At 67.5% G+C, this 21851-nt stretch carries 16 protein-coding genes; 14 read left to right on the forward strand and 2 right to left on the reverse strand.

Annotated features, from left to right (window positions below):
• Positions 1 to 83: 83 nt before the first annotated feature.
• Positions 84 to 1853, reverse strand: coding sequence for a fatty acyl-AMP ligase (locus ACFQ7F_RS09340; protein ID WP_383268508.1), 1770 nt, complete (start codon positions 1851 to 1853; stop codon positions 84 to 86).
• A 458-nt stretch (positions 1854 to 2311) separates the two neighbouring features.
• Between ACFQ7F_RS09340 and ngcE the strand changes: the two genes are divergently transcribed.
• The 13 genes from ngcE (at position 2312) to ACFQ7F_RS09405 (ending at position 19506) form a co-directional block, all read left to right on the forward strand.
• Positions 2312 to 3745, forward strand: a complete 1434-nt coding sequence (ngcE, locus tag ACFQ7F_RS09345; RefSeq protein WP_383268511.1) for an N-acetylglucosamine/diacetylchitobiose ABC transporter substrate-binding protein — start codon at positions 2312 to 2314, stop codon at positions 3743 to 3745.
• A 277-nt stretch (positions 3746 to 4022) separates the two neighbouring features.
• Positions 4023 to 4889 carry a carbohydrate ABC transporter permease gene (locus tag ACFQ7F_RS09350; protein WP_383268582.1) on the forward strand — a complete coding sequence of 289 codons (867 nt, stop codon included), beginning with the start codon at positions 4023 to 4025 and terminating at the stop codon, positions 4887 to 4889.
• 20 nt (positions 4890 to 4909) lie between these two features.
• Entirely contained in the window at positions 4910 to 5806 is an 897-nt protein-coding gene (locus tag ACFQ7F_RS09355) for a carbohydrate ABC transporter permease (protein ID WP_383268514.1), read from the forward strand.
• Positions 5807 to 5955: 149 nt separating this feature from the next.
• Positions 5956 to 7218 (forward strand): ABC transporter substrate-binding protein, encoded by a 1263-nt coding sequence (locus ACFQ7F_RS09360; protein ID WP_383268517.1) that lies wholly within the window; start codon positions 5956 to 5958, stop codon positions 7216 to 7218.
• Between the two features lie 68 nt (positions 7219 to 7286).
• Positions 7287 to 8234 carry a carbohydrate ABC transporter permease gene (locus tag ACFQ7F_RS09365; RefSeq protein WP_383268520.1) on the forward strand — a complete coding sequence of 316 codons (948 nt, stop codon included), beginning with the start codon at positions 7287 to 7289 and terminating at the stop codon, positions 8232 to 8234.
• Entirely contained in the window at positions 8234 to 9118 is an 885-nt protein-coding gene (locus tag ACFQ7F_RS09370) for a carbohydrate ABC transporter permease (protein ID WP_383268523.1), read from the forward strand. The genes ACFQ7F_RS09365 and ACFQ7F_RS09370 overlap by 1 nt, the downstream gene beginning before the upstream one ends.
• 199 nt (positions 9119 to 9317) lie before the next feature.
• Positions 9318 to 10517 carry an ROK family protein gene (locus tag ACFQ7F_RS09375; protein ID WP_383268526.1) on the forward strand — a complete coding sequence of 400 codons (1200 nt, stop codon included), beginning with the start codon at positions 9318 to 9320 and terminating at the stop codon, positions 10515 to 10517.
• Between the two features lie 120 nt (positions 10518 to 10637).
• Positions 10638 to 11753, forward strand: a complete 1116-nt coding sequence (locus ACFQ7F_RS09380; protein WP_383268529.1) for a sugar ABC transporter substrate-binding protein — start codon at positions 10638 to 10640, stop codon at positions 11751 to 11753.
• Between the two features lie 223 nt (positions 11754 to 11976).
• A complete protein-coding gene (locus ACFQ7F_RS09385; protein WP_383268531.1) occupies positions 11977 to 12765 on the forward strand; it encodes an ATP-binding cassette domain-containing protein in 789 nt (262 codons plus the stop codon).
• A 14-nt stretch (positions 12766 to 12779) separates the two neighbouring features.
• Positions 12780 to 14081 (forward strand): sugar ABC transporter permease, encoded by a 1302-nt coding sequence (locus ACFQ7F_RS09390; protein WP_383268585.1) that lies wholly within the window; start codon positions 12780 to 12782, stop codon positions 14079 to 14081.
• Between the two features lie 210 nt (positions 14082 to 14291).
• Positions 14292 to 16226, forward strand: a complete 1935-nt coding sequence (gene dxs / locus ACFQ7F_RS09395; RefSeq protein WP_383268534.1) for a 1-deoxy-D-xylulose-5-phosphate synthase — start codon at positions 14292 to 14294, stop codon at positions 16224 to 16226.
• Between the two features lie 172 nt (positions 16227 to 16398).
• Complete coding sequence (locus ACFQ7F_RS09400; protein WP_383268536.1) at positions 16399 to 17892, forward strand: amino acid permease; 1494 nt, start codon at positions 16399 to 16401, stop codon at positions 17890 to 17892.
• Positions 17893 to 17985: 93 nt separating this feature from the next.
• Positions 17986 to 19506 carry an ArnT family glycosyltransferase gene (locus tag ACFQ7F_RS09405; protein WP_383268538.1) on the forward strand — a complete coding sequence of 507 codons (1521 nt, stop codon included), beginning with the start codon at positions 17986 to 17988 and terminating at the stop codon, positions 19504 to 19506.
• Here the strand turns inward: ACFQ7F_RS09405 and ACFQ7F_RS09410 are convergent.
• Positions 19503 to 20474, reverse strand: coding sequence for a hypothetical protein (locus ACFQ7F_RS09410; RefSeq protein ID WP_383268541.1), 972 nt, complete (start codon positions 20472 to 20474; stop codon positions 19503 to 19505). The genes ACFQ7F_RS09405 and ACFQ7F_RS09410 overlap by 4 nt on opposite strands.
• Positions 20475 to 20497: 23 nt before the next feature.
• On the opposite strand from ACFQ7F_RS09410, the gene ACFQ7F_RS09415 reads away from it, so the two are divergent.
• Positions 20498 to 21706, forward strand: a complete 1209-nt coding sequence (locus ACFQ7F_RS09415) for a CapA family protein (RefSeq protein ID WP_383268543.1) — start codon at positions 20498 to 20500, stop codon at positions 21704 to 21706.
• Positions 21707 to 21851 lie beyond the last annotated feature (145 nt).

The following is a 21851-nucleotide window of genomic DNA, read 5'->3' on the forward strand; positions in this document are numbered from 1 at the left end:
TCTCGGCGGGGCTTGGCGCGCCCGCCCGTCAGCCGGACACCGGCACGCCGCACGGGTCGAAGGTGCGCCGGAGCAGTCGGGCGTCAGACGGGGGAGAGCCCGTTCACCTTGCGGCCGATCAGTGCGGCGACCTGGGGAGTGAGCAGTTCGTGCAGGGTCTTGAGCTCACCGGCCAGAAACAGTTCGCGCATCAGGGTGCGCTGGATCTTTCCGCTGGTGGTCTTGCGGACGGTGCCCGGCCGGGCGAGCAGAATGCCGCCGACGGGGATGTCGAACTCGCGGGAAACGCTCCACTGCACAGTTTGAGCGAGTGCTTCCAGATCGATGGCGCTCATGCCGCGCGGGCGCAACTCCTGCACTACGACAGCGACGTCGCGGTCGGCCGCCTCGACCGTGAAGACGGCACCGGGGCTCTGAGCGGGCGCGGGCATGAGCGACTGGACGGTCTGCTCGATGTCCTGCGGATAGAGGTTGCGGCCCTGGAAGATGAGCAGTTCCTTGCGCCGCCCTGTGACATACAGTTCGCCCTCGGACAGGACCCCGAGGTCGCCGGTGCGCAGGTACGGCCCACGGCCGTCGGCGGTGCGGGCCGCGAAGATCTCTCGGTTGACCTCGTCACGCTTCCAGTAGCCGCGTGCCACGCTCTCCCCGGAGAGCCAGATCTCGCCGACCGTCCCCTCGGGGAGTACCGCGCGGCTCTCCGGGTCGACGATGAGCATCTCGAAACCGTAGGGGCGGCCGCAGCTGACGACCTCGCGCAGCGGCTCGCCGGGCTCGGCGTCCATGAGCAGGTCCCGCTCCAACTGCCGTGCCGACGAGACTCGGACGACTGGTTCCACGCCCAGGTCGCTGCCGGTGACGCCGAGGGTGGCCTCGGCCATGCCATAGCCGGGGTGGGAGGCGCCGGGCCGGAAGCCGACGCCGGCGAATCGCTGCGCGAAGTCGCGCATGGAGGAGGCGCGGATCGGTTCCGAACCGTTGACGGCCGACTTCCAGCTGGAGAGGTCCAGGGCAGCGAGCTGAGCGTCGGTGACGCGGCGGGTGCACAGGTCGTACGCGAAGTTGGGGCCGCCGCAGACGGCGATCTTGTAGTCGGTGATCATCTGCAGCCAGCGATACGGGCGTTTGAGGAAGGAGATCGGTGCCATCTGCACCAGGGTGCAGCCGGTGTACTGGGCATGCAGGATGAAGCCGATCAGGCCCATGTCGTGGAAGTACGGCAGCCAGGAGCCGAGCACGTCGCCGTCGGCGGTGCCGAGCACGGAGACGAGCACCTCTTCATTGGCGAGCAGATTGCGGTGCGAGACCATGACGCCCTTGGGCTCGCTGGTCGAGCCGGAGGTGTACTGAAGGAAGGCGAGATCGTCCGGGCGGATCGTGGGGGGCTGCCAGCGCTCCGGGGCTCCGTAACCGTCCTGGTCGGTGGCGAGTACCTCGATGCCGGTGAGGTGTTCGCTCTCCAGCCATCCGGTGACCTCGTCGAGACTGGCCAGGTCGGTGAGGACGACACGGACACCGGCGTCCTTGACGATGCCGGTGACGCGGGAGAAAGCTTGGCCGTGTCCGCCGGGCAGCGGTGAGGGGACGGCGACGGCGCCGGCGTACAGGCAGCCGGTGAACGCCTTGGTGAAGGCGAGTCCGTGGTCGTACAACATCAGGACGCGCTCGCCCTGCAGTTCCCTCTCCTGAAGCCAGGAGGCCAGACGCCGGGCTGCTGTTTCCAGGTCGCCGAAGGTGAGGTGTTCGCGATCGCTCACGGTTCCGCCGTCGTGCAGGAAGATGTACGCGTCCTGCCCGGCGCGGCGCACGCACTGCTCAAGAACCAGGTCGGTGAAGTTCCGGTGGGCGGGCAAGGAGGATCCCCTCGTCTGCGGAGTGCGGCCGGTGCGGACGCGGGAGGACTCGGCAGATGTGATCGTGGTCCCCACCCGCCAAAGGAACCCTGCAGGCCTTCCAAAGGCGCTGTTGGAGGGGCCGCCGGACACGCGTGGGGCAGGGGCCCGCCCTCAGACGCTCCGTCACGTCACCGTGACGGAGTTTGCTCACGCCGTGAACGAACCAGTCCGTATCTCTGCGAGGTCTCAACTCGGGAAAGACTGCTGGCCCAAGCTGCATTCGATCTTGCTCTGCTGCCGAGAAGTGGACTATACCTATCGGCACCCTGAGTGGCGGGTGCGAGCCCTTGCCATGTGGTTGTCGCACGTTCGGTACCACCAAGCTTCAACTGACCCGCGGTGTCGGGCCCTTCGCCACTGGCGAGTTGTCGGGAGCCCCGTGCGCCGCCTGAGTCCTGGAAGGCGAGGACTTGAGCATGGGATCCACCAGCATCAACCGTCGTGACGTGATGAAGAGGACGGTGGCCGCCAGCCTTCTCGCAGTGCCGGCCGTGGGCGCCCTGAGCTCCTGCGCGAGCGGTGGCGGTGAAGAGAACAAGGCGGAAAAGGGTACGAAGTCGAAGAAGAACCCGCTGGGCGTGAAGACCGACGCCGGTCTCGCGGTCTACATCTTCAACGGCGGCTACGAGGACAAGTACGCCCTGTTCGTCACCGACATGTACAAGAAGCAGTACCCGAAGTCCGACGCGCAGCAGAAGGCCACCACCAAGATCGCCACTCAGGTGCAGCCGAAGATCGTGCGCGGCAAGCCGACGGCGGACGTGGTCAACAACTCCGGCGCCGACCAGATGAACCCCGGCAAGCTGGTGCACAACAAGCAGGTCGCCGACCTCAGCGAGCTCCTCAACGCCCCTTCCTGGGACGACCCGAGCGTCACGGTGCGCGAGACCCTCGTACCGGTGGTCGAGCAGATGGGCACCTTCGGCGGCAAGGAGGTCTACCAGCTCAACATCGCGCAGACGGTGTACGGCAACTGGTACTCCAAGAAGCTCCTCGAGCAGGGTCTGGACAGCGAGTACCCCAAGACCTGGGACGAGATGCTCGCGGTCTGTAAGAAGGCCAAGGCCAAGGGCATCCACGGCTGGAGCTACCCCGGCGGCCACCCCCGCTACGTGTTCTTCAGCATGTACGCGATGTTCGCCCAGCGCGGCGGGCGCGACGTCATCACCGCCATGGACTACCTGGAGCCGGACGCCTGGAAGCACGACGCGGTCAAGGACGTCTTCGAGGCGTGGGAAGAGCTCGTCGCCAAGAAGTACGTGCTCACCGGCTTCGACGGCACCGAGGCGCACACGGAGATGCAGACCGCCTGGACCAAGGGCGGCAAGTGCGTCTTCGTGCCCAACGGCTCCTGGGTGGAGAACGAGGCCAAGGACACCACGCCCAAGGACTTCGAGATGACGGTCGGGGCGACCCCGTCCCTGGACTCCGGCGACAAGATGCCCTTCGGCACGCTCTACGCCCCGGCAGGTGAGCCCTTCATCGTCCCCTCCAAGGCCCAGAACGTGCAGGGCGGCATGGAGTGGCTGCGGATGATGTACAGCAAGGAGGCCGCCCTGAACCTGTTCAAGGAGGTCGGCTCGATCCCCGTGGTCAAGGGTGCCATCGACGGCCAGAAGCTGCCGTCCGGTACGGCGAGCGCGAAGGCGGCCGTCGAGACGGCCGGCGAGAACGTCGTCATCCCCAAGTTCTTCGACTGGTACAACGAGCTGTTCCGCGAGGACTACAACAACATGATCGCCAAGTTCATGCTGGGCCAGATTGGCACCAAGCAGGCGATGGAGACGATGCAGAAGGCATCGGACCGGATCAAGAACGACCCCGACATCAGCAAGATCAAGAAGTCCTGATCACCACCGGAACCACCACCGGCACCGGAACCACCACCGGAACCGGCACCGGAACCGAGAACTCAGGTATGTGAGCGAGGCGGGGCGGAGCAGCATGACGACCGACACCCGGGTGGACGATTCCCCACCCCCGAAGAAGACGACGGAGCGGACGCCCGGGACCAAGTCGGCGAACCGGCTGTTGTTCCTCCTGGCGGTGCTCCTTCCGCCCCGCTTCACCCCCGAGAGCGTGCGCTACGACCGGCGCTACCGGACGCTCGACAAGTACCGCTTCATCATGGGCTTTCTGGGCCTGCCGCTCGCGTTCTACGCCCTCTTCGTCATCTCACCCTTCGTGCAGGCGATCTACTACTCGTTCACCGACTGGTCCGGCGGCCCGGTGGCGAACTTCATCGGCTTCGACAACTTCACGAAGATGTGGAACGACGAGCGCTTCTGGGACTCGCTCGAAGTGAGCGTCGTCCTCGCACTCGTCGCCCCGGTGATCACGCTGATACTCGGCATGTTCTTCGCCTACATGATCACGTCGGGCGGCAGGCACCGTAAGGGCCAGGCCATCGCCGGTGTCGCGGGCTCGTCGTTCTACAAGGTCGTCTACTTCTTCCCGCAGGTCCTGTCCGTCGCCATCATCGCCGTCGTCTGGGGCCGCGTCCTCAACACCAACAGCGGCCTGATCAACGGCGGCCTCGACAAGGTGGGAATCGACGGCCCCGCCTGGCTCGGCGGCGACCGCAGCCTCGCCCTCATCGCCGTACTCGTCGTGCTCTCCTGGAGTTTCGTCGGCTTCTACGTGGTGCTGTTCTCCGCCGCGATGGGCGCGATCCCCAAGGACATCTACGAGGCCGCGCTGCTCGACGGCGCGGGCCGGGGGCGGACCTTCTTCAGCGTGACGCTTCCGCTGATCTGGGACACCGTACGGACGGGCTGGATCTACATGGGCATCCAGGCGCTCGACTCGTTCGCGATCGTCCTGGTCATGGTGCCCGAGCACGTCCTGAAGGTGACCCCGGTCTTCCTCTACGAACGATTCCGTGACGGCCAGTACGGCTATGCCACCTCCATCGGCGTCGTCCTCCTCGTCCTCAGCATGGCGTTCTCGCTGATCGTCATGAGGATCGGGAATCGCGACCGGATCGAATACTGAGACCGCGGGAGCACTGCATCATGACCACCTCCTCCACCGCGCCCCGCACCGAGCCGGACGACGCGCCCGGCCGTGAGACGGGTTCGAAGAGCGGCGCCACGCTGAACGTCTTCTCGCACGCGTTCCTCGCCCTGTGGGTGATCCTCGCGGCCGGGCCCCTCGTCTGGGTCGCCCTCACCGCGTTCCGCCCCTCGGTCGACATCCTCAGCGATCCGATGGGCTGGCCGTCCTCCTTCCACTGGGAGAACTTCACCAATGCGTGGACCGAGGCCAACATCGGTCAGTACACGCTCAACTCGCTGATCATTTTGGCGGGTTCGCTGACCGGCACCATGCTGCTCGGGTCGATGGCCGCGTATGTGATCGCCCGCTTCACCTTTCCGGGCAACCGGCTTGTTTTCATGCTCTTCGCGGGCGGCATGATGTTCCCGGTCATCCTCGCCCTCGTGCCGCTCTTCGCGGTCATGGAGAACTTCGGCCTCCTGGACACCCGCCCTGGCCTGATGATCGCGTACATCGCGTACTCGCTGCCCTTCACCGTCTTCTTCCTGACGTCCTTCTTCCGGACACTGCCGACCGGCGTACAGGAGGCGGCGATGGTCGACGGGGCCTCGCACACGCGCACGTTCTTCCAGATCATGCTGCCGATGGCCAAGCCGGGTCTGGTCAGCATCGGCATCTTCAACTTCCTCGGCCAGTGGAATCAGTACCTGCTTCCGCTGCTGCTGAACAACGAGGAGGAGAAGAGCTATGTGCTTCCGCAAGGACTCGCCACGCTTGCGGTCTCCCAGGGTTACCGGGGCGACTGGGGCGCGCTCTTTGCGGGCCTGACGATCGCGATGGTTCCTGTACTTGTCGTGTACGCGGTATTCCAGCGTCAGGTGCAGGCGGGCCTTACCGCCGGGGCCCTCAAGTGACCCTGACAGGCGGTGATTTCAGCTTGGCCACGAAAGTGGTCTAGGCCTGTTGCGCCAATTCCGGCCGTGAGTAATGTCGGCCCCACGGCGCCGCGGGGGGAACCTTTGCCCGCGTTCAAGTCGACACCGATGTCGAAGGGTTGAACAGCATGAGGAATCGAGTAATCGCCACCGGTGCGGCAACGCTCGCGATGGCACTGGGTCTCAGCGCCTGCGGCGGTGACAGCGACAGCGGCGACAGCAAGACCATCAAGCTCGTCGCCGCCGACTACGGCGACAAGGCCTCCAACGCCTCCAAGAAGTACTGGGACGGCGTCAAGAAGGACTTCGAGGCGCAGAACAAGGGCTACAAGGTCGACGTCCAGGTCATCAACTGGAACGAGATCGACAAGTCCGTCAAGAACATGATCCAGGCGGGCAACCAGCCCGACCTCCTGCAGACCGGCGGCTACGCCGACAAGGTCGCGGACGACCTGCTCTACAAGGCCGACGAGGTCCTCTCGCCCAAGACGCAGGAGAACCTCATCCCCACCTTCGCCAAGGCCGGCGAGGTGAAGGGCACGCAGTACGGCATCCCGTGGGTCTCCTCCAGCCGCGTGATGTTCTACAACAAGGCCGTCCTGAAGAAGGCGGGCGTCAAGACGCCGCCCAAGACGTGGGACGAGGTCGCCGCGGCCGCCAAGAAGATCAAGTCGTCCAAGGCCGCCGAGACCCCGTACGCCCTCCCGCTCGGCCCCGAGGAGACCCAGGGCGAGACGATGATGTGGGAGCTCGGCAACGGCGGTGGCTACACCGACGCGAGCGGCAAGTACACGATCGACAGCGCCAAGAACGTCGAGACCTTCGACTGGCTGCAGAAGAACCTGGTCAAGCCCGGCCTCACGTACTCCAACCCGGCCTCCACCGACCGCAAGACGGCCTTCGCCGACTTCGCGGCGGGCAAGGTCGGCATGCTCAACGGCCACCCGAGCCTGATCCAGATGGCCAAGGACGGCAAGGTCGACTACGGCGTCGCGCCGATCCCCGGCAAGGCGGGCCCGCTGGACTCCACCCTCGGTGTCGCCGACTGGATGATGGCGTTCAAGGACGGCGGCGCGGAGAAGGCGGGCGTGAAGAAGTTCCTGGACTTCACGTACTCCAAGAAGATGCTGCAGTTCGACGAGATGTACAACCTGATGCCCGTCACCCAGGACACGCTCAAGACGATGCAGTCCAGTGGCAAGCACAAGGACCTGGAGCCGTTCTTCGAGGTCCTGCCGAACGCCAAGTTCTACCCGCTCGGCGACACCTCCTGGGACGTCATCTCCGCGGAGATGAAGAAGACCGGTGGCAAGGCCGCGAGCGACGACCCCAAGACGGTCCTCGGCGACCTGCAGAAGAAGGCGGAAGCGGCGGCTGCCGAGAACAAGTAGCCAGCAGGCACGCGCACTTCTTCCCGTAGTCCCGTGAGTCCCGTCAGTCCCGTTCGCTAGGAGACCTTGTGTCACTCAAGGCCCCTCCGCCCCCGGCCGACACCGGCCGGGGACGGAGCGGGCGCGCCAGCAGGCCGGTGAGCCGTCGCAGCGGTATCGCCCGACTCGGTCCGCTGCCCTGGATCGCGCCCGTCATTCTGCTGATCCTCGCCGTGGTCATCTGGCCGGTCGTCGAGCTGATCCGCACCTCGTTCCTCAACATCTCGATCGCCGGCATCGTGCGCGGCAGCGCGGGGACCGACAAGTACAAGAAGCTCTTCGAGGAGACCGACTTCGGGGCGGTCCTGCTCTGGACGGTCGTGTGGACCGTCGTCGTCGTGAGCGTGACGATGCTGCTCTCGCTCGCCCTCGCCCAGCTGTTCAACCAGAAGTTCCCCGGCCGCACCGTCACCCGCTGGGCGCTCATCGCGCCCTGGGCGGCATCCGTCCTGATGACCGCCATCGGCTTCAAGTGGATGCTCAACCAGACCGCGGGCGTGCTCAACACGCTGATGCTGGACCTCGGCCTGATCGACAACTCCAAGGACTGGCTCGGCAAGCCGGAGACGGCCTGGCCGTGGATGATGGCCGTGGCGATCTTCGTGTCACTGCCCTTCACCACGTACACGCTGCTCGCCGGTCTGCAGACCATCCCGGGCGAGGTCTACGAGGCGTCCAGGATCGACGGGGCGAGCCCCTGGCAGACGTACCGGCACATCACGCTGCCGATGCTGCGGCCCGCGTTCCTCGTCGGTGTGGTCATCAACCTCATCAACGTCTTCAACTCCTTCCCGATCATCTGGGCCATGACGCAGGGCGGTCCCGGCTATGACACCTCCACGACCATGGTGTTCATGTACAAGCTGAAGGAGACCGACATCGGCGAATCCGCCGCCATGTCCGTGGTCAACTTCGCGATGGTCGTCGTGCTCGTGCTGATCTTCCTGAAGGTCAGCCGGTGGAACGAGGAGGACTGATGGCCACCGCGACGGCGCCTCGCGCGAGGCCCCCGAAGGGCTCCGCGCCCCAGCTCAAGCCCAAACGCACCTTCCGGCCGCGCACCCTGGTCATCACGGTGGTCGCCTGGGCGCTCGCGGCGATCTTCCTTGCTCCGTACCTGGAGATGGTGATCACCGCACTCCGCCCCAAGAGCGAGCTGCGGGACCGGACCTATCTGCCGAACGACCTGGAGTGGTCGAACTTCATCGAGGTCTGGAAGGAGTCGGAGCTCGGCCAGAACCTCCAGGTGACCCTGTTGGTCGCGGGCGGCGCGACACTTCTGGTGCTCCTGGTCTCGCTGCCCGCCGCGTACTACACGGCCCGCATGCGTTACCGCGGACGCAAGGCCTTCCTGCTCCTCGTCCTGATCACCCAGATGTTCCAGCCCACCGCCCTCCTGGTCGGTCTCTACCGCGAGTTCCACCAGCTGGACATGCTCAACTCGGTCTGGACGCTGATCATCACCAACGCGGCGTTCAACCTCGCGTTCGCGGTGTGGATCCTGACGGCCTACATCAGCTCGATCCCGCCCGAGCTCGAAGAGGCGGCGATGGTGGACGGCACGAGCCGTTTCGGCGCCATGATCAAGGTGACGATGCCGCTCGCACTGCCGGGCGTGGTCACCGCGGTGATCTTCACTTTCATCACCTCGTGGAACGAGTTCGTGATGGGCCTCACGCTCACCACCGAGCCCGACAAGCAGCCGCTGACCGTCGGCATCAACAACTTCATCGGCGCCTACACCGTGGAGTGGAACTACCTCTTCGCGGCCTCCGTGGTGGCGATCGTGCCGGTCATCGTGCTGTTCGCCTTCATCGAGCGGCACGTCGTCTCGGGTCTCACCGCGGGATCGGTCAAGTAACGGATCGGCCCTCTCAGGCCGGGTCTGGGTGGTTTGGGGTACATCCTCGCCACTTGGACCCGGCCTGTCCCGCTGTTCAAGAGTGCCGATTTGGGTCAAGGACTTGACTGCGCTAACCCCTTCAGCAGAGCTTGGAGTTCACAACTTGTACGGGCGGCTAAGTAGCCGTTACGTCATACCGAAAAGGGTGGCTGAGTCAATGGAGACTCCGGGGTCGCAGTCGTCGCTGCACCGGGCCAATCTCGAGCGGGTCGTACGTGCCGTGCGGCTCGCCGGATCGCTCACTCAGGCGGAGATCGCCAGGTCGACCGGTCTGTCCGCGGCCACGGTCTCCAACATCGTCCGGGAGCTCAAGGACGGCGGAACGGTCGAGGTCACGCCCACCTCGGCAGGCGGCCGCAGGGCCCGCAGCGTCTCGCTCAGCGGTGACGCGGGCATCGTCATCGGCGTCGACTTCGGTCATACGCACCTGCGCGTGGCGGTCGGCAACCTCGCCCACCAGGTGCTCGCCGAGGAGTCCGAGCCGCTGGACGTGGACGCGTCCGCCGCGCAGGGCTTCGACCGCGCCGAGCAGCTGGTCAGCAGGCTGATCTCGGTGACCGGCGTGGACCGCGAGAAGATCGCGGGCATCGGTCTCGGCGTGCCGGGACCCATCGACGTGGAGTCCGGGACGCTCGGCTCGACCTCGATCCTGCCGGGCTGGACCGGCACCAAGCCCGCGGAGGAGCTCAAGGACCGCCTCGGCGTCCCCGTGCACGTCGACAATGACGCCAACCTCGGCGCCCTCGGCGAGCTGGTCTGGGGGAGCGGCCGCGGGGTCAAGGACCTCGCGTACATCAAGGTCGCGAGCGGTGTCGGCGCCGGGCTCGTGATCAGCGGACGGATCTACCGGGGCCCCGGCGGCACCGCCGGCGAGATCGGGCACATCACCCTGGACGAGTCGGGCCCGGTCTGCCGCTGCGGCAACCGCGGCTGCCTGGAGACCTTCACGGCGGCCCGCTATGTGCTGCCCCTGCTCCAGTCGAGCCACGGCACCGAGCTGACCATGGAGCGCGTGGTCTCCCTCGCGCGCGACGGGGACCCGGGCTGCCGGCGCGTGATCGCGGACGTGGGGCGGCACATCGGCAGCGGGGTGGCGAACCTCTGCAACCTCCTGAACCCCAGCAGGGTCGTACTCGGCGGTGATCTCGCGGAGGCCGGTGAGCTGGTCCTTGGGCCCATAAGGGAGTCCGTGGGGCGCTACGCGATCCCCAGCGCCGCGCGCCAGCTCTCCGTGCTCCCCGGGGCCCTCGGGGGCCGTGCGGAAGTCCTGGGCGCGCTGGCTCTCGCGCTCAGCGAGATGGGCGATTCGACCCTTTTGGACGGCTCCCTGTCCGCGACGGCACCTGCCTTCACTTAGATAACGCATGGCACCGTTGTCATCTCGTTAAGGATTTACTCCTTGACGCCGGTGTGGCGGCCGAGTTGACTTCGAGCCACCTCGGCCGCAACGACGCGGCCACGTCAGGGAGGTTCCCGAATGAACACGCGTATGCGTCGTGCCGCCGTTGCCGTTGCCGCCACCACGATGGCCGTCACCCTTGCTGCCTGTGGCAGTGCCAAGGAGTCCGACGGTGACAAGGGTGATGAGGGCGGGTCCAAGAAGGGCGACGCGCTGAATATAGGTCTGCTCCTGCCGGAGAACGAGACCGCGCGTTACGAGAAGTTCGACAAGCCGCTGATCGAGAAGACCGTCAAGGATCTGACCAACGGCAAGGGCAAGATCACCTACGCGAACGCCAAGCAGGACGCGTCCACGCAGAACCAGCAGGCCGACACGATGATCACCAACAAGGTGGACGTGTTGATCGTGGACGCGGTGGACTCCAAGGCGATCGCCGGGTCGGTCAAGAAGGCCAAGGAAGCCAACATCCCGGTCGTGGCGTACGACCGTCTCGCCGAGGGCCCCATCGACGCGTACACCTCGTTCGACAACGAAGAGGTCGGCCGCGTCCAGGGCAAGGCCCTCGTCGAGGAGCTCGGCGACAAGGCCAAGGACGGTGAGATCGTGATGATGAACGGCGCGATCACCGACCCGAACGCCAAGCTCTTCAAGAAGGGCGCCGAGTCCGAGCTCAAGGGCAAGGTCAAGATCGGCAAGTCGTACGACACCAAGGAGTGGAAGGCGGTCAACGCCAACGCCAACATGGAGGGCGCGATCTCGGCGATCGGTAAGGACAAGATCGTCGGCGTCTACTCCGCGAACGACGGCATGGCGGGCGGCATCATCACCGCGCTCAAGGCCGCGGGCATCTCCAAGCTTCCGCCGGTGACAGGCCAGGACGCCGAACTCGCGGGTGTCCAGCGCATCGTCGCGGGCGAGCAGTTCATGAGCGTCTACAAGTCCTACCCGCAGGAGGCCAAGGTCGCCGCGGAGATGGCCGTGGCGCTCGGCAAGGGCGAGAAGCTCGACTCCATCGCCAAGACGACGGTCGACAGCCCCACGACCAAGGACGTTCCCACCGTGCTCGTGCCGGTCGTCTCGCTGACCGACAAGAACATCAAGGAGACCGTCATCAAGGAAGGCATCTACTCGGTCGACGAGATCTGCACGGCCAAGTACAAGGCCGACTGCGCCAAGGTCGGCCTGAAGTAAGTCCCTCCGTTTCTCCGGGACTTCACCACCATTGAGCCCTGTCCGGCGCCCCGCTCCAACAGCCCCGCAGCTATGGCGGGGTGCCGGACAGAAACGCGCTCTGGTCGTTCTGCCGTTCTGTCGCTCTGAAGTTCTCTGCGGTTCTCGATCCGCCGAGTTCTCGTTCTTTTCGTGCTTTTCGTTCTCTTCTGTTCAACCTCCCGCCGGTCAGGCGGCGAAGGAGATGGTTCACGTGTCCGCTACGCCCGTGTTGGCGTTGCGCGGGGTCTCCAAGCGATTCGGTGCCGTCCAGGCGCTCACCGACGTAGAGCTTGAGGTCCACGCCGGTGAGGTGGTCGCCCTGGTGGGCGACAACGGCGCAGGAAAGTCCACGCTGGTCAAAACGATCGCCGGCGTGCATCCCATCGATGACGGCGTCATCGAGTGGGACGGCAAGGCCGTATCGATCAACAAGCCGCACGACGCCCAGAACCTGGGCATCGCGACCGTCTACCAGGACCTCGCGCTGTGCGACAACATCGACGTCGTGGGGAATCTCTACCTCGGTCGTGAGCTGCGCAAGCGTGGCGTGCTCAACGAGGTCGAGATGGAGCGCCGCGCTCGCGAGCTGCTCACCACGCTCTCGATCCGCATACCCAGCGTCCGCATCCCGATCGCCTCGCTCTCCGGCGGTCAGCGGCAGACGGTGGCGATCGCCCGCTCGATGCTCGGCGAGCCCAAGCTCGTCATCCTCGACGAGCCCACCGCCGCACTCGGCGTCGAGCAGACCGCCCAGGTCCTCGACCTGGTGGAGCGGCTGCGCGAGCGTGGCCACGCGGTCATTCTCATCAGCCACAACATGGCGGACGTCAAGGCCGTCGCGGACAAGGTGGCGGTGCTCCGGCTCGGCCGGAACAACGGAGTCTTCGACGTGAAGGCCACCTCGCAGGAAGAGATCATCTCCGCCATCACGGGTGCCACGGAAAATGCCGTGACCCGTCGCGCGGCGCGCAATGGGGAGGCCCAGAAGTGAACGGCGACTCAGAAGTGAGCATCGACAAGACCTCCACGCCCGGCGACGCACCGGCCGACGCACCCGTCGACGCCCCGGCCGCCGCCGCTGACGCCGTCACCGCGGTCGACCCCCGCCTGCTCGTGCGCGAGCAGGGCTTCGCCGGATACATCACCGAGTTCAAGCGGAAGATGCGCGCCGGTGACCTGGGCTCCATCCCGGTCGTCGCGGGCCTCATCATCATCTGGGCGATCTTCGCCTCGATGAACTCGCGCTTCCTGACCGCGGAGAACCTCAACAACATCTCCGTCGCCATGGTCGGCACCGGCATGATCGCGGTCGGCATCGTCTTCGTGCTGCTGCTGGGCGAGATCGACCTGTCGGTCGGCTCGGTCAGCGGTGTCGCGGGCGCGGTCGCCGCCGTGCTCGCCGTCACGCACGGAGCGCCCGAGTGGATCGCGATGATCGTCGCCATCCTCTCCGGCACCGTGATCGGCACCATCCACGGCTTCTTCTTCGCGCGCATCGGCGCCCCGGCGTTCGCCGTCACCCTGGCGGGCCTGCTGTTCTGGCAGGGCTTCATGCTCCAGATCCTGGGTGACAACGGCACGATCAACCTGGACTCCGAAGGCCTGATCGCCAAGCTGACCTCGTACTACTTCACGGACGTCGCCGCGGCCTACGGCCTCGCGGTCGTCGCGGTCGCCGCCTTCTTCCTCTCCGCCTTCTTCGACAGCCGCCGCCGCGACGCGGCCGGTGTGCCGTCGAGGCCGCTGAGCGAGATCATCGTGCGCACCGCGGTCCTCGCCGTGGTGGCCTTCGCCGCCGCGATCATGTTCAACCAGTACAAGGGCCTGCCCCTCGCCCTGGTGATCTTCCTGGTCTTCCTGGTCGGCACCGACTTCGTGCTGCGCCGCACGACCTACGGCCGCAAGGTCTTCGCCCTCGGCGGCAGCGTCGAGGCGTCCCGCCGTGCCGGTATCAACGTCACCCTGATCCGTACGTCGGTCTACGCGATCGCCGGTACGTTCGCGGCGGCGGGCGGCCTCTTCATGGCCTCCAAGATCGCGGCGGCCAACCAGGGCGCCGGTACCGGTGACCTCCTGATGAACGCCATCGCGGCGGCCGTCATCGGCGGCACCAGCCTCTTCGGTGGCCGGGGCCGCACCTGGAACGCCCTCCTGGGTGTCATGGTCATCACGTCGATCCAGTACGGCCTGGCGCTCGAAGGTATCGCGACGCCGGTCCAGTACATGATCACCGGTGGCGTACTGCTCGCCACGGTCGTGATCGACTCCATCACTCGCAAGACCCAGAAGACGGCAGGACGCGCCTGACCTGCCAGAACCCAGAGCAGAGCTGCCCGGTACCGCAATGGCGCGGTGCCGGGCAGTTCTCTGTGTGCCTCCGGGCGGCGTCGGCGTACCGCCGATCGCGTGACGCGGAACTCACGGCCCAGGCGCCGTCGTCAACGGCGGAACATTAGACTCAACAGGCCCGGCAACATCCGGTCAACGCTCGAACAGCTCTACTGCAAGGAGGCACGGGTGCCGCTGCTGACCCGCATCAGGGGACCGCGCGATCTGGACCGGCTCAGCCCGGAGGAGCTGAACCAGCTGGCCGGCGAGATCCGCGCCTTCCTCGTCGACGCAGTCTCCAAGACAGGCGGCCACCTCGGCCCCAACCTCGGCGTGGTCGAGCTCACGATCGCCATGCACCGCGTCTTCGAGTCGCCGCAGGACAAGGTGCTCTTCGACACCGGCCACCAGAGCTACGTGCACAAGCTGCTCACCGGCCGCCAGGACTTCGCGAAGCTGCGCACCAAGGGCGGCATGTCCGGCTACCCCTCGCGCGCCGAGTCCGACCACGACGTGATCGAGAACTCGCACGCCTCGACGGTCCTCGGCTGGGCCGACGGCCTCGCCAAGGCCAACGAGGTGCAGGGCAAGGACGACCACGTGGTCGCCGTCATCGGTGACGGCGCGCTCACCGGCGGTATGGCCTGGGAGGCGCTCAACAACATCGCCGCCGCCAAGGACCGCCCCCTGGTGATCGTCGTCAACGACAACGAGCGTTCGTACGCCCCGACCATCGGCGGCCTCGCGAACCACCTGGCGACCCTGCGCACCACGGACGGCTACGAGCGCTTCCTGGCCCGCGGCAAGGACTTCCTGGAGCGCACCCCGGTCGTCGGCAAGCCCCTCTACGAGACGCTGCACGGCGCGAAGAAGGGCCTCAAGGACTTCATCGCCCCGCAGGGCATGTTCGAGGACCTCGGCCTGAAGTACGTCGGCCCGATCGACGGCCACGACATCGAGGCCCTGGAGTCCGCCCTGGTGCGCGCCAAGCGCTTCGGCGGCCCGGTCATCGTGCACTGCATCACCGAGAAGGGCCGCGGCTACAAGCCCGCCCTGGAGGACGAGGCCGACCACTTCCACGCCGTCGGCGTCATCCACCCCGACACGGGCCTGCCCATCGCCGCGTCCGGCATGGACTGGACGTCCGTCTTCGGCGAGGAGATGGTCAAGCTCGGCCGGGAGCGCGAGGACATCGTCGCGATCACCGCCGCCATGCTGCAGCCGGTGGGCCTGAAGAAGTTCGCCGAGGAGTTCCCCGACCGGGTCTACGACGTCGGTATCGCCGAGCAGCACGCGGCCACATCGGCGGCGGGCCTGGCCACCGGCGGCCTGCACCCCGTCTTCGCGGTGTACGCGACCTTCCTCAACCGCGCCTTCGACCAGCTCCTGATGGACGTGGCCCTGCACAAGTGCGGCGTCACCTTCGTCCTGGACCGTGCGGGCGTCACCGGCACGGACGGCGCATCGCACAACGGCATGTGGGACATGTCGATCCTGCAGTGCGTGCCGACCCTGCGGATCGCCGCCCCGCGCGACGCCGACCAGGTCCGCCTCCAGCTGCGCGAGGCCGTCGAGGTCGACGACGCCCCGACCGTCGTCCGCTACTCCAAGGGCGCGGTCGGCCCGGCGGTCAAGGCCGTCGGCAAGGTCGGCGGCATGGACGTCCTGCGCAAGGCGGGCACCAGCCGCCCCGACGTCCTCCTGGTCTCCGTGGGCGCGCTCGCGCCCATGTGCCTGGAGATCGCCGACCTCCTGAACAAGCAGGGCATCACGACGACGGTCGTCGACCCCCGCTGGGTCAAGCCCGTCGACGAGGCGCTCGCCCCGCTCGCCGAGCAGCACCGCGTGGTCGTCACCGTCGAGGACAACTCCCGCGCGGGTGGTGTCGGTTCGGCCATTTCTCAGGCCCTGCGCGACGCGGGCGTCGACGTGCCGCTTCGTGACTTCGGTATCCCGCCGCGCTTCCTGGACCACGCGTCCCGCAAGGAGGTCATGGCGGAGATCGGTCTGACGGCCCCGGACATCTCCCGCCAGGTCACCGGCCTGGTCGCCAAGCTGGACGGTCGCTTCGAGCGCACGGCCGCCGTGGACTCCGTCGAGGCGGGGGAGCCCGCGCGCGACTGAGTCAACCCGCACCGCCGATGGGCCGGTTTCAGCACCCTGTACGGGTGGTGGAACCGGCCCATTCGCGTGAATAGGTCCGTGCCGGGGCATACGGGGTACTCGGCCTCCCGATCATGTCGAGGACGACCGGCGACGACAAGCGCGTGGGACGACAATCGTGGGAGGTACGCCCGTGAGCAGCACCCTCTTCAGGACGAAGAGTGTCGAGCAGTCCATCAGGGACACGGAGGAGCCGGAGCACGCGCTCAAGAAGTCGCTTTCCGCCCTCGATCTCACGGTCTTCGGCGTCGGTGTCATCATCGGCACCGGCATCTTCGTACTGACCGGAAAGATCGCCAAGGAGACGGCGGGGCCATCGGTCGCCCTCGCCTTCGTCGTCGCGGGACTCGTCTGCGGCCTCGCGGCCCTCTGTTACGCCGAGTTCGCGTCGACGGTGCCGGTGGCGGGATCGGCGTACACCTTCTCCTACGCGTCGCTGGGGGAGCTGCCCGCCTGGATCATCGGCTGGGACCTCATCCTTGAGCTCGCGCTCGGCTGCGCGGTGGTCGCCGTCGGCTGGTCGGGCTATATGCGCTCGCTCCTCGACACCGCGGGACTCCACATGCCGCAGGCGCTGAGCGGCACGCACGAGGGGAAATTCGGCTTCGACCTGCTCGCCTGCGTCCTGGTGCTCGTCCTGACCGCCATCCTGGTCGTCGGGATGAAGCTGTCCTCGCGGGTCACGAACGTCATCGTCGCCATCAAGGTGACGGTGGTGCTCCTGGTCGTCATCGTCGGCGCCCTGTTCATCACCGGCTCCAACTACGACCCGTTCATCCCGCCGTCCGAGCCCGCCGATGGCGGCAGCGGCATCGCCGCGCCCCTCGTCCAGCTGATGTTCGGCTTCACGCCCTCGCACTTCGGCGTGATGGGCATCTTCACCGCGGCGGCCGTGGTCTTCTTCGCGTTCATCGGCTTCGACGTCGTCGCCACGGCGGCGGAGGAGACGCGCAACCCGCAGCGTGACGTGCCGCGCGGCATCTTCGGCTCGCTCATCATCTGCACGATCCTGTACGTCGCCGTCTCCGTCGTCGTCACAGGGATGCAGAAGTACACCGAGCTCTCCACGGACGCGCCGCTCGCGGACGCCTTCAAGGCCGTCGGGCACCCCTTCTGGGCGGGCCTGATCAGCTTCGGCGCGGCGGTCGGCCTGACCTCGGTCTGCATGATCCTGCTGCTCGGCCAGGCCCGCGTCTTCTTCGCGATGAGCCGTGACGGACTGCTGCCGCAGACCTTCTCCAAGGTCCACCCGAAGTTCGGGACTCCTTACCGCTCGACGCTCCTGCTCGGCGGAATCGTCGCGATCGTCGCGGGCTTCACCTCCATCGACGAGCTGGCCGAACTGGTCAACATCGGGACGCTGTTCGCCTTCGTGGTGGTCGCACTCGGCGTCGTCCTGCTGCGCAAGCAGCGCCCCGACCTGCCGCGCGCCTTCCGCACCCCGCTGGTGCCGTTCATCCCCGTCCTCTCGGTGCTCGCCTCGCTGTGGCTGATGCTGAACCTGCCCGCCGAGACCTGGCTGCGGTTCGCCGTCTGGATGGTCATCGGCGTAGTGATCTACTTCGTGTACGGGCGTTCGCACAGCCGTCTGCACCAGCGCGACGCGAAGGCTGACGACGCACGGTAGTCGACATTCTTCGGTACTCCTTCATACTCCTTCACGCCCGGCCCCGTATGTCCCGTTCCGGTAGGGACTGCGGGGCCGGATAGCGTGCATCGCATGCCCGTCGCGCCCGCCGCATCGCTACGCTCCGTACGTACCCTTCGGGGCCCGGGTCCGCTCGGGGCGCAGGTTCCCGGCAGCGGGGGCGCCTATTGGGCACGCCTGCTCCCGCTGCTCGCCGCCCTGGCGTGCGTGACGCGACTGCCCTCCTTCCGGTGGCCGCTGTGGAGCCCGGACGAGGGCTATCTCGCCGTGCAGGCGCGGATATTGGCGCACGGCGGCGAGCTCTACGAGACGGTCGTCGACCGCAAGCCGCCCCTCGTCCCCTGGCTCTACGAGGGGTCCTTCGCACTCTTCGGCGACTCCTCGCTCCTCCCGCTGAAGGTGCTCGCCGTCACCGCGCAGCTCCTGACGGCCGTGCTCCTTGCCTCCCTGGCCCGGCGGCGCTGGGGGGACGGCGCGGGCCGCACGGCGGGTGTGCTGTACCTCCTGATCTCGATCGGCCTGAACCCGCAGGACGCCCAGGCGGCCACCTTCGAGATCTTCATGCTGCCGTGCACGGCGGCCGCCATGTGGTGCGCGGACCGCCGCAGATGGGGCGCCGCCGGAGTGGCGGTGGCGTGCGCGCTGCTCGCCAAGCAGACCGGGGGAGCGGTGCTCCTGCCGGTGGCCTGGCTGCTGTGGCGGGACGGGGCGTCCCGGCGGTGCGTGGCGCGCATCGCGGCGGGCCTGTGCGGCCCCGTACTCGCCGCGGCCCTCCTGACGACCCCTTCGGGCTTCGTATTCTGGACGGTGACGGGCTCGGGCGCGTACGCCTCCTTCACGGGCTCCGAACTCCATGTGCTCGGGCGGGGGTTGGTGAACGCCTTGGTGCTCGCGGGGGCGTGCGCGGGCATCGTTCCGCCGGTCGTACGCGTCCTGCGCGTCGCCCGTACAGGGGCGCCGGAGCTGTGGCTGTGGCTCGCGTCCTCGGCGGCCGCCGTACTGCTCGGCTTCCACTTCTTCGGCCACTACTACCTGCAACTCATGCCGCCGCTCGCCCTCTTGGGCACGGCGGCGCTGCAGATCCTGCCGCGTGAACGGACGGCCAGGGCGATCGTCGCCACGGGGTGCTCGTGCGCGGTGTTCCTGGCCTGGGGCTTCCTCGCGCCCCGCCCCGACCTCGCGCACGCGGCACGGCTCGCGGAGGCGGTCGAGTCCCGCACCGGACCTAAGGACAAGGTGCTGGTGTGGGGGATACACCCGGAGACGTACTGGCTCGCCGACCGTGCTCCCGCAAGCCGCTACCTCACGGCCGGGCTGCTCACCAACTACAGCGGGGGCCGCAACGGCCCCCAGGTGGGGGAGAAGTACGCGGTGGGCGGCACCTGGCCCGTCTTCCGCGAAGAGCTGCGCCGCCACCCGCCGACCCTGGTGATCGATGACTCCCGGGGCAAGCCGTACGGCCCGGACCGGGTGCCGTCGCTGAGGCGGATCCTCGCGGAGGGCTACCGGCCGGTGCTGCGGGTCGAGGGGGCAGTGGTGTACGCGCGGGTGGGCCGGGGCGGTGAGGGGGAGGGTGCGGTGCGGGGCGGCTAGTCGCGGCGTCGCCAGGTGCGTGTGACGTCCGCCAGTGCCTCGACCGTCTCCTGTGAGCGGTCGCGGTCCTCGCGGATGCGGGCGCCGAACTCGACGTGCAGGAACGGCACATCGTGCGCCGCCGCCGTACGCCCCTGCACATTGGTGCGGCCCGCGAGCGGGCAGGATCTGGCCCAGGCCCGGCAGACGTCGTACCCCCGTTCCCGCAGCGCGTCCGCGAGGTCGCGGCCCTCGGCGACGGCCTCCCTGCCCCGGCCCGTGGAGGCGACGACATCGTGCTTCGGCGCGGAGTCGTCATCCATCCCGTGCAGCTGAATGCCGGGAAGCCCCCGGCGTACGAGTTCGGCGCAAACCGCATGAAAGACGCTGTCCCTGCGGTGCGCCACATCCGCCGCGTCACCGCGCCCGGCTTTGCGATGTGCGCCAGCGACGACCAGTACGCCACCGGGGGAGCGGCTCAGGAGCTGCGCGCCGAGTTGTTCCGTGTTCCGGTCGGCGACGGGGTGGGGGATCTGGACCGACCAGCGGACGGGCGATTCGAGGTCGATGTAGACGCGCCCCCAGCCGCGCGGTGCCGAGCCGCCCTCGGAGCGGTCGGCGACCTCGGCGAACCGTCGGCCGCTCGCCGGATCGGCGACCGTGCGCACCGCGAAGTCCACGTCGGCCAGGCGGCGTTCGGCCTCCGTGCGTTTGTGGTCGAGGAGCAGCGCGACGCCCGCTGCCATAATGCGCCGGTCCTCGCGTGTGGGGTGGCGGTATCCGCTGTCCTCGTGGAAGCCGGAGGTGTAGTCGGTGATCAGCCGTTCCAGGCCGGGGCGGCCGGAGGGCTTGTGGCCCTTCTCCGGGGTGTCCGAGGTGTCCGAGGGGGCCGATTCGCACTGTACGAGGCTGAGCGCGACCGCCGTCACAGCGGCGGCGACCCCGAGCTTCTTTGCGATCGTCATCAGTCGGGTGCGGGAGTGCTCCATGGTTGTATAAAGATATCCCTGTGATGACACGTCCCTCCCGCAGGCATTTTGTGACCTGTGCGGCCTCCGCGTTCCTGCTCGCCGGCACCGCCACCGCCTGCGGCCCCTTCGGCGACGACGACAAGCCCGCCGCCGACGGCGGCCCCTCGTTCACCGTCGCCGCCGCGGGCGACATCCTGATCCACCCGCAACTGACCGATCAGGCCCGCAAGGACGCCAAGGCCACGGGCAAGGGCGAGAAGGGCATCGACTTCCGGCCGATGATGGCCGGGATCAAGCCCGTCATCAGCAAGGCCGACCTCGGCATCTGCCACTTCGAGCCGGTGGTGGGCAAACCGGGCGGCCCCTTCCAGAGCTACCCCGACTTCCTCGTGCCGCCGCAGATCGCCACGGCGGTCAAGGACGTCGGCTACGACCAGTGCTCGACCGCGTCCAACCACACGCTCGACCACGGCCCCGCCGGAGTCACCCGCACTCTGAACACGCTCGACAAGGCGGGCCTGAAGCACACCGGGTCGGCGCGCAGCGCGGCGGAAGCGGGCAAACCGCTCATCACCGAGGTGAAGGGCGTCAAGGTCGCACAGATAGCCTTCGCCTTCGGGTTCAACGGCCGCGAGGTCCCCAAGGGCAAGCCGTGGATCGTGAACCAGACCAAGTTCGACGCGATCGCCGCCGCCGAGAAGAAGGCGCGCGCGGCGGGCGCCGACGTCGTGATCCTCAGCGTCCACTGGGGGCGTGAGAACCAGCCCAACGCCAGCTCCTCGCAGCTCAGTCTCGGCCGCAGGATCGCGCGCGAGACCGGCATCAACCTCGTCATCGGCCACCACGCGCACGTCGTCCAGCCGATGGAGAAGGTCGACGGCACCTGGATCGCGTACGGACTCGGCAACCAGGTCGCCCGGCACGACGTGCCGAACGGGCTGACCGAAGAGGGCGCCATCGGCTGGTTCGAGTTCGTCGAGCGCGGCGGGAAGTGGGACGTCGACGCCAAGTACGTACCGACGTTCGTGGACATCCCGCCGGACCCGGACGAGGCGGGAGCCCTGCCCAAGGACGCGGTCCAGGACCACCGGCTCCTGGACGTGGCCGCCACACTCCGGGACGGCGACGACCTCAGCGAGGAGCAACGCTCCCGCTACCGCCTCGCCTTCGAGCGCACCCAGGGAACGCTCCTGAACCGGGGCGCGAGCAAGGACGGTCTCGAGCCGCTGGAGGCTCTGCCCGGCAGCTGACGCGGGCGCACACCCCTTCGGGCCCGCCTGCATCGGCTGGCGGAGGGGACGTGCGTCTCCTGACGTAAGGGATGTCGAGCGATCAGCGCGAGCTAGCTCACATTTCCCATATCTCGTACATCCCTTCGGGTGTCTCGTAGGTCCA

Origin of the sequence: Streptomyces sp. NPDC056486 (genome assembly GCF_042795295.1) — a bacterium.
Taxonomy (GTDB): Bacteria; Actinomycetota; Actinomycetes; order Streptomycetales; family Streptomycetaceae; genus Streptomyces.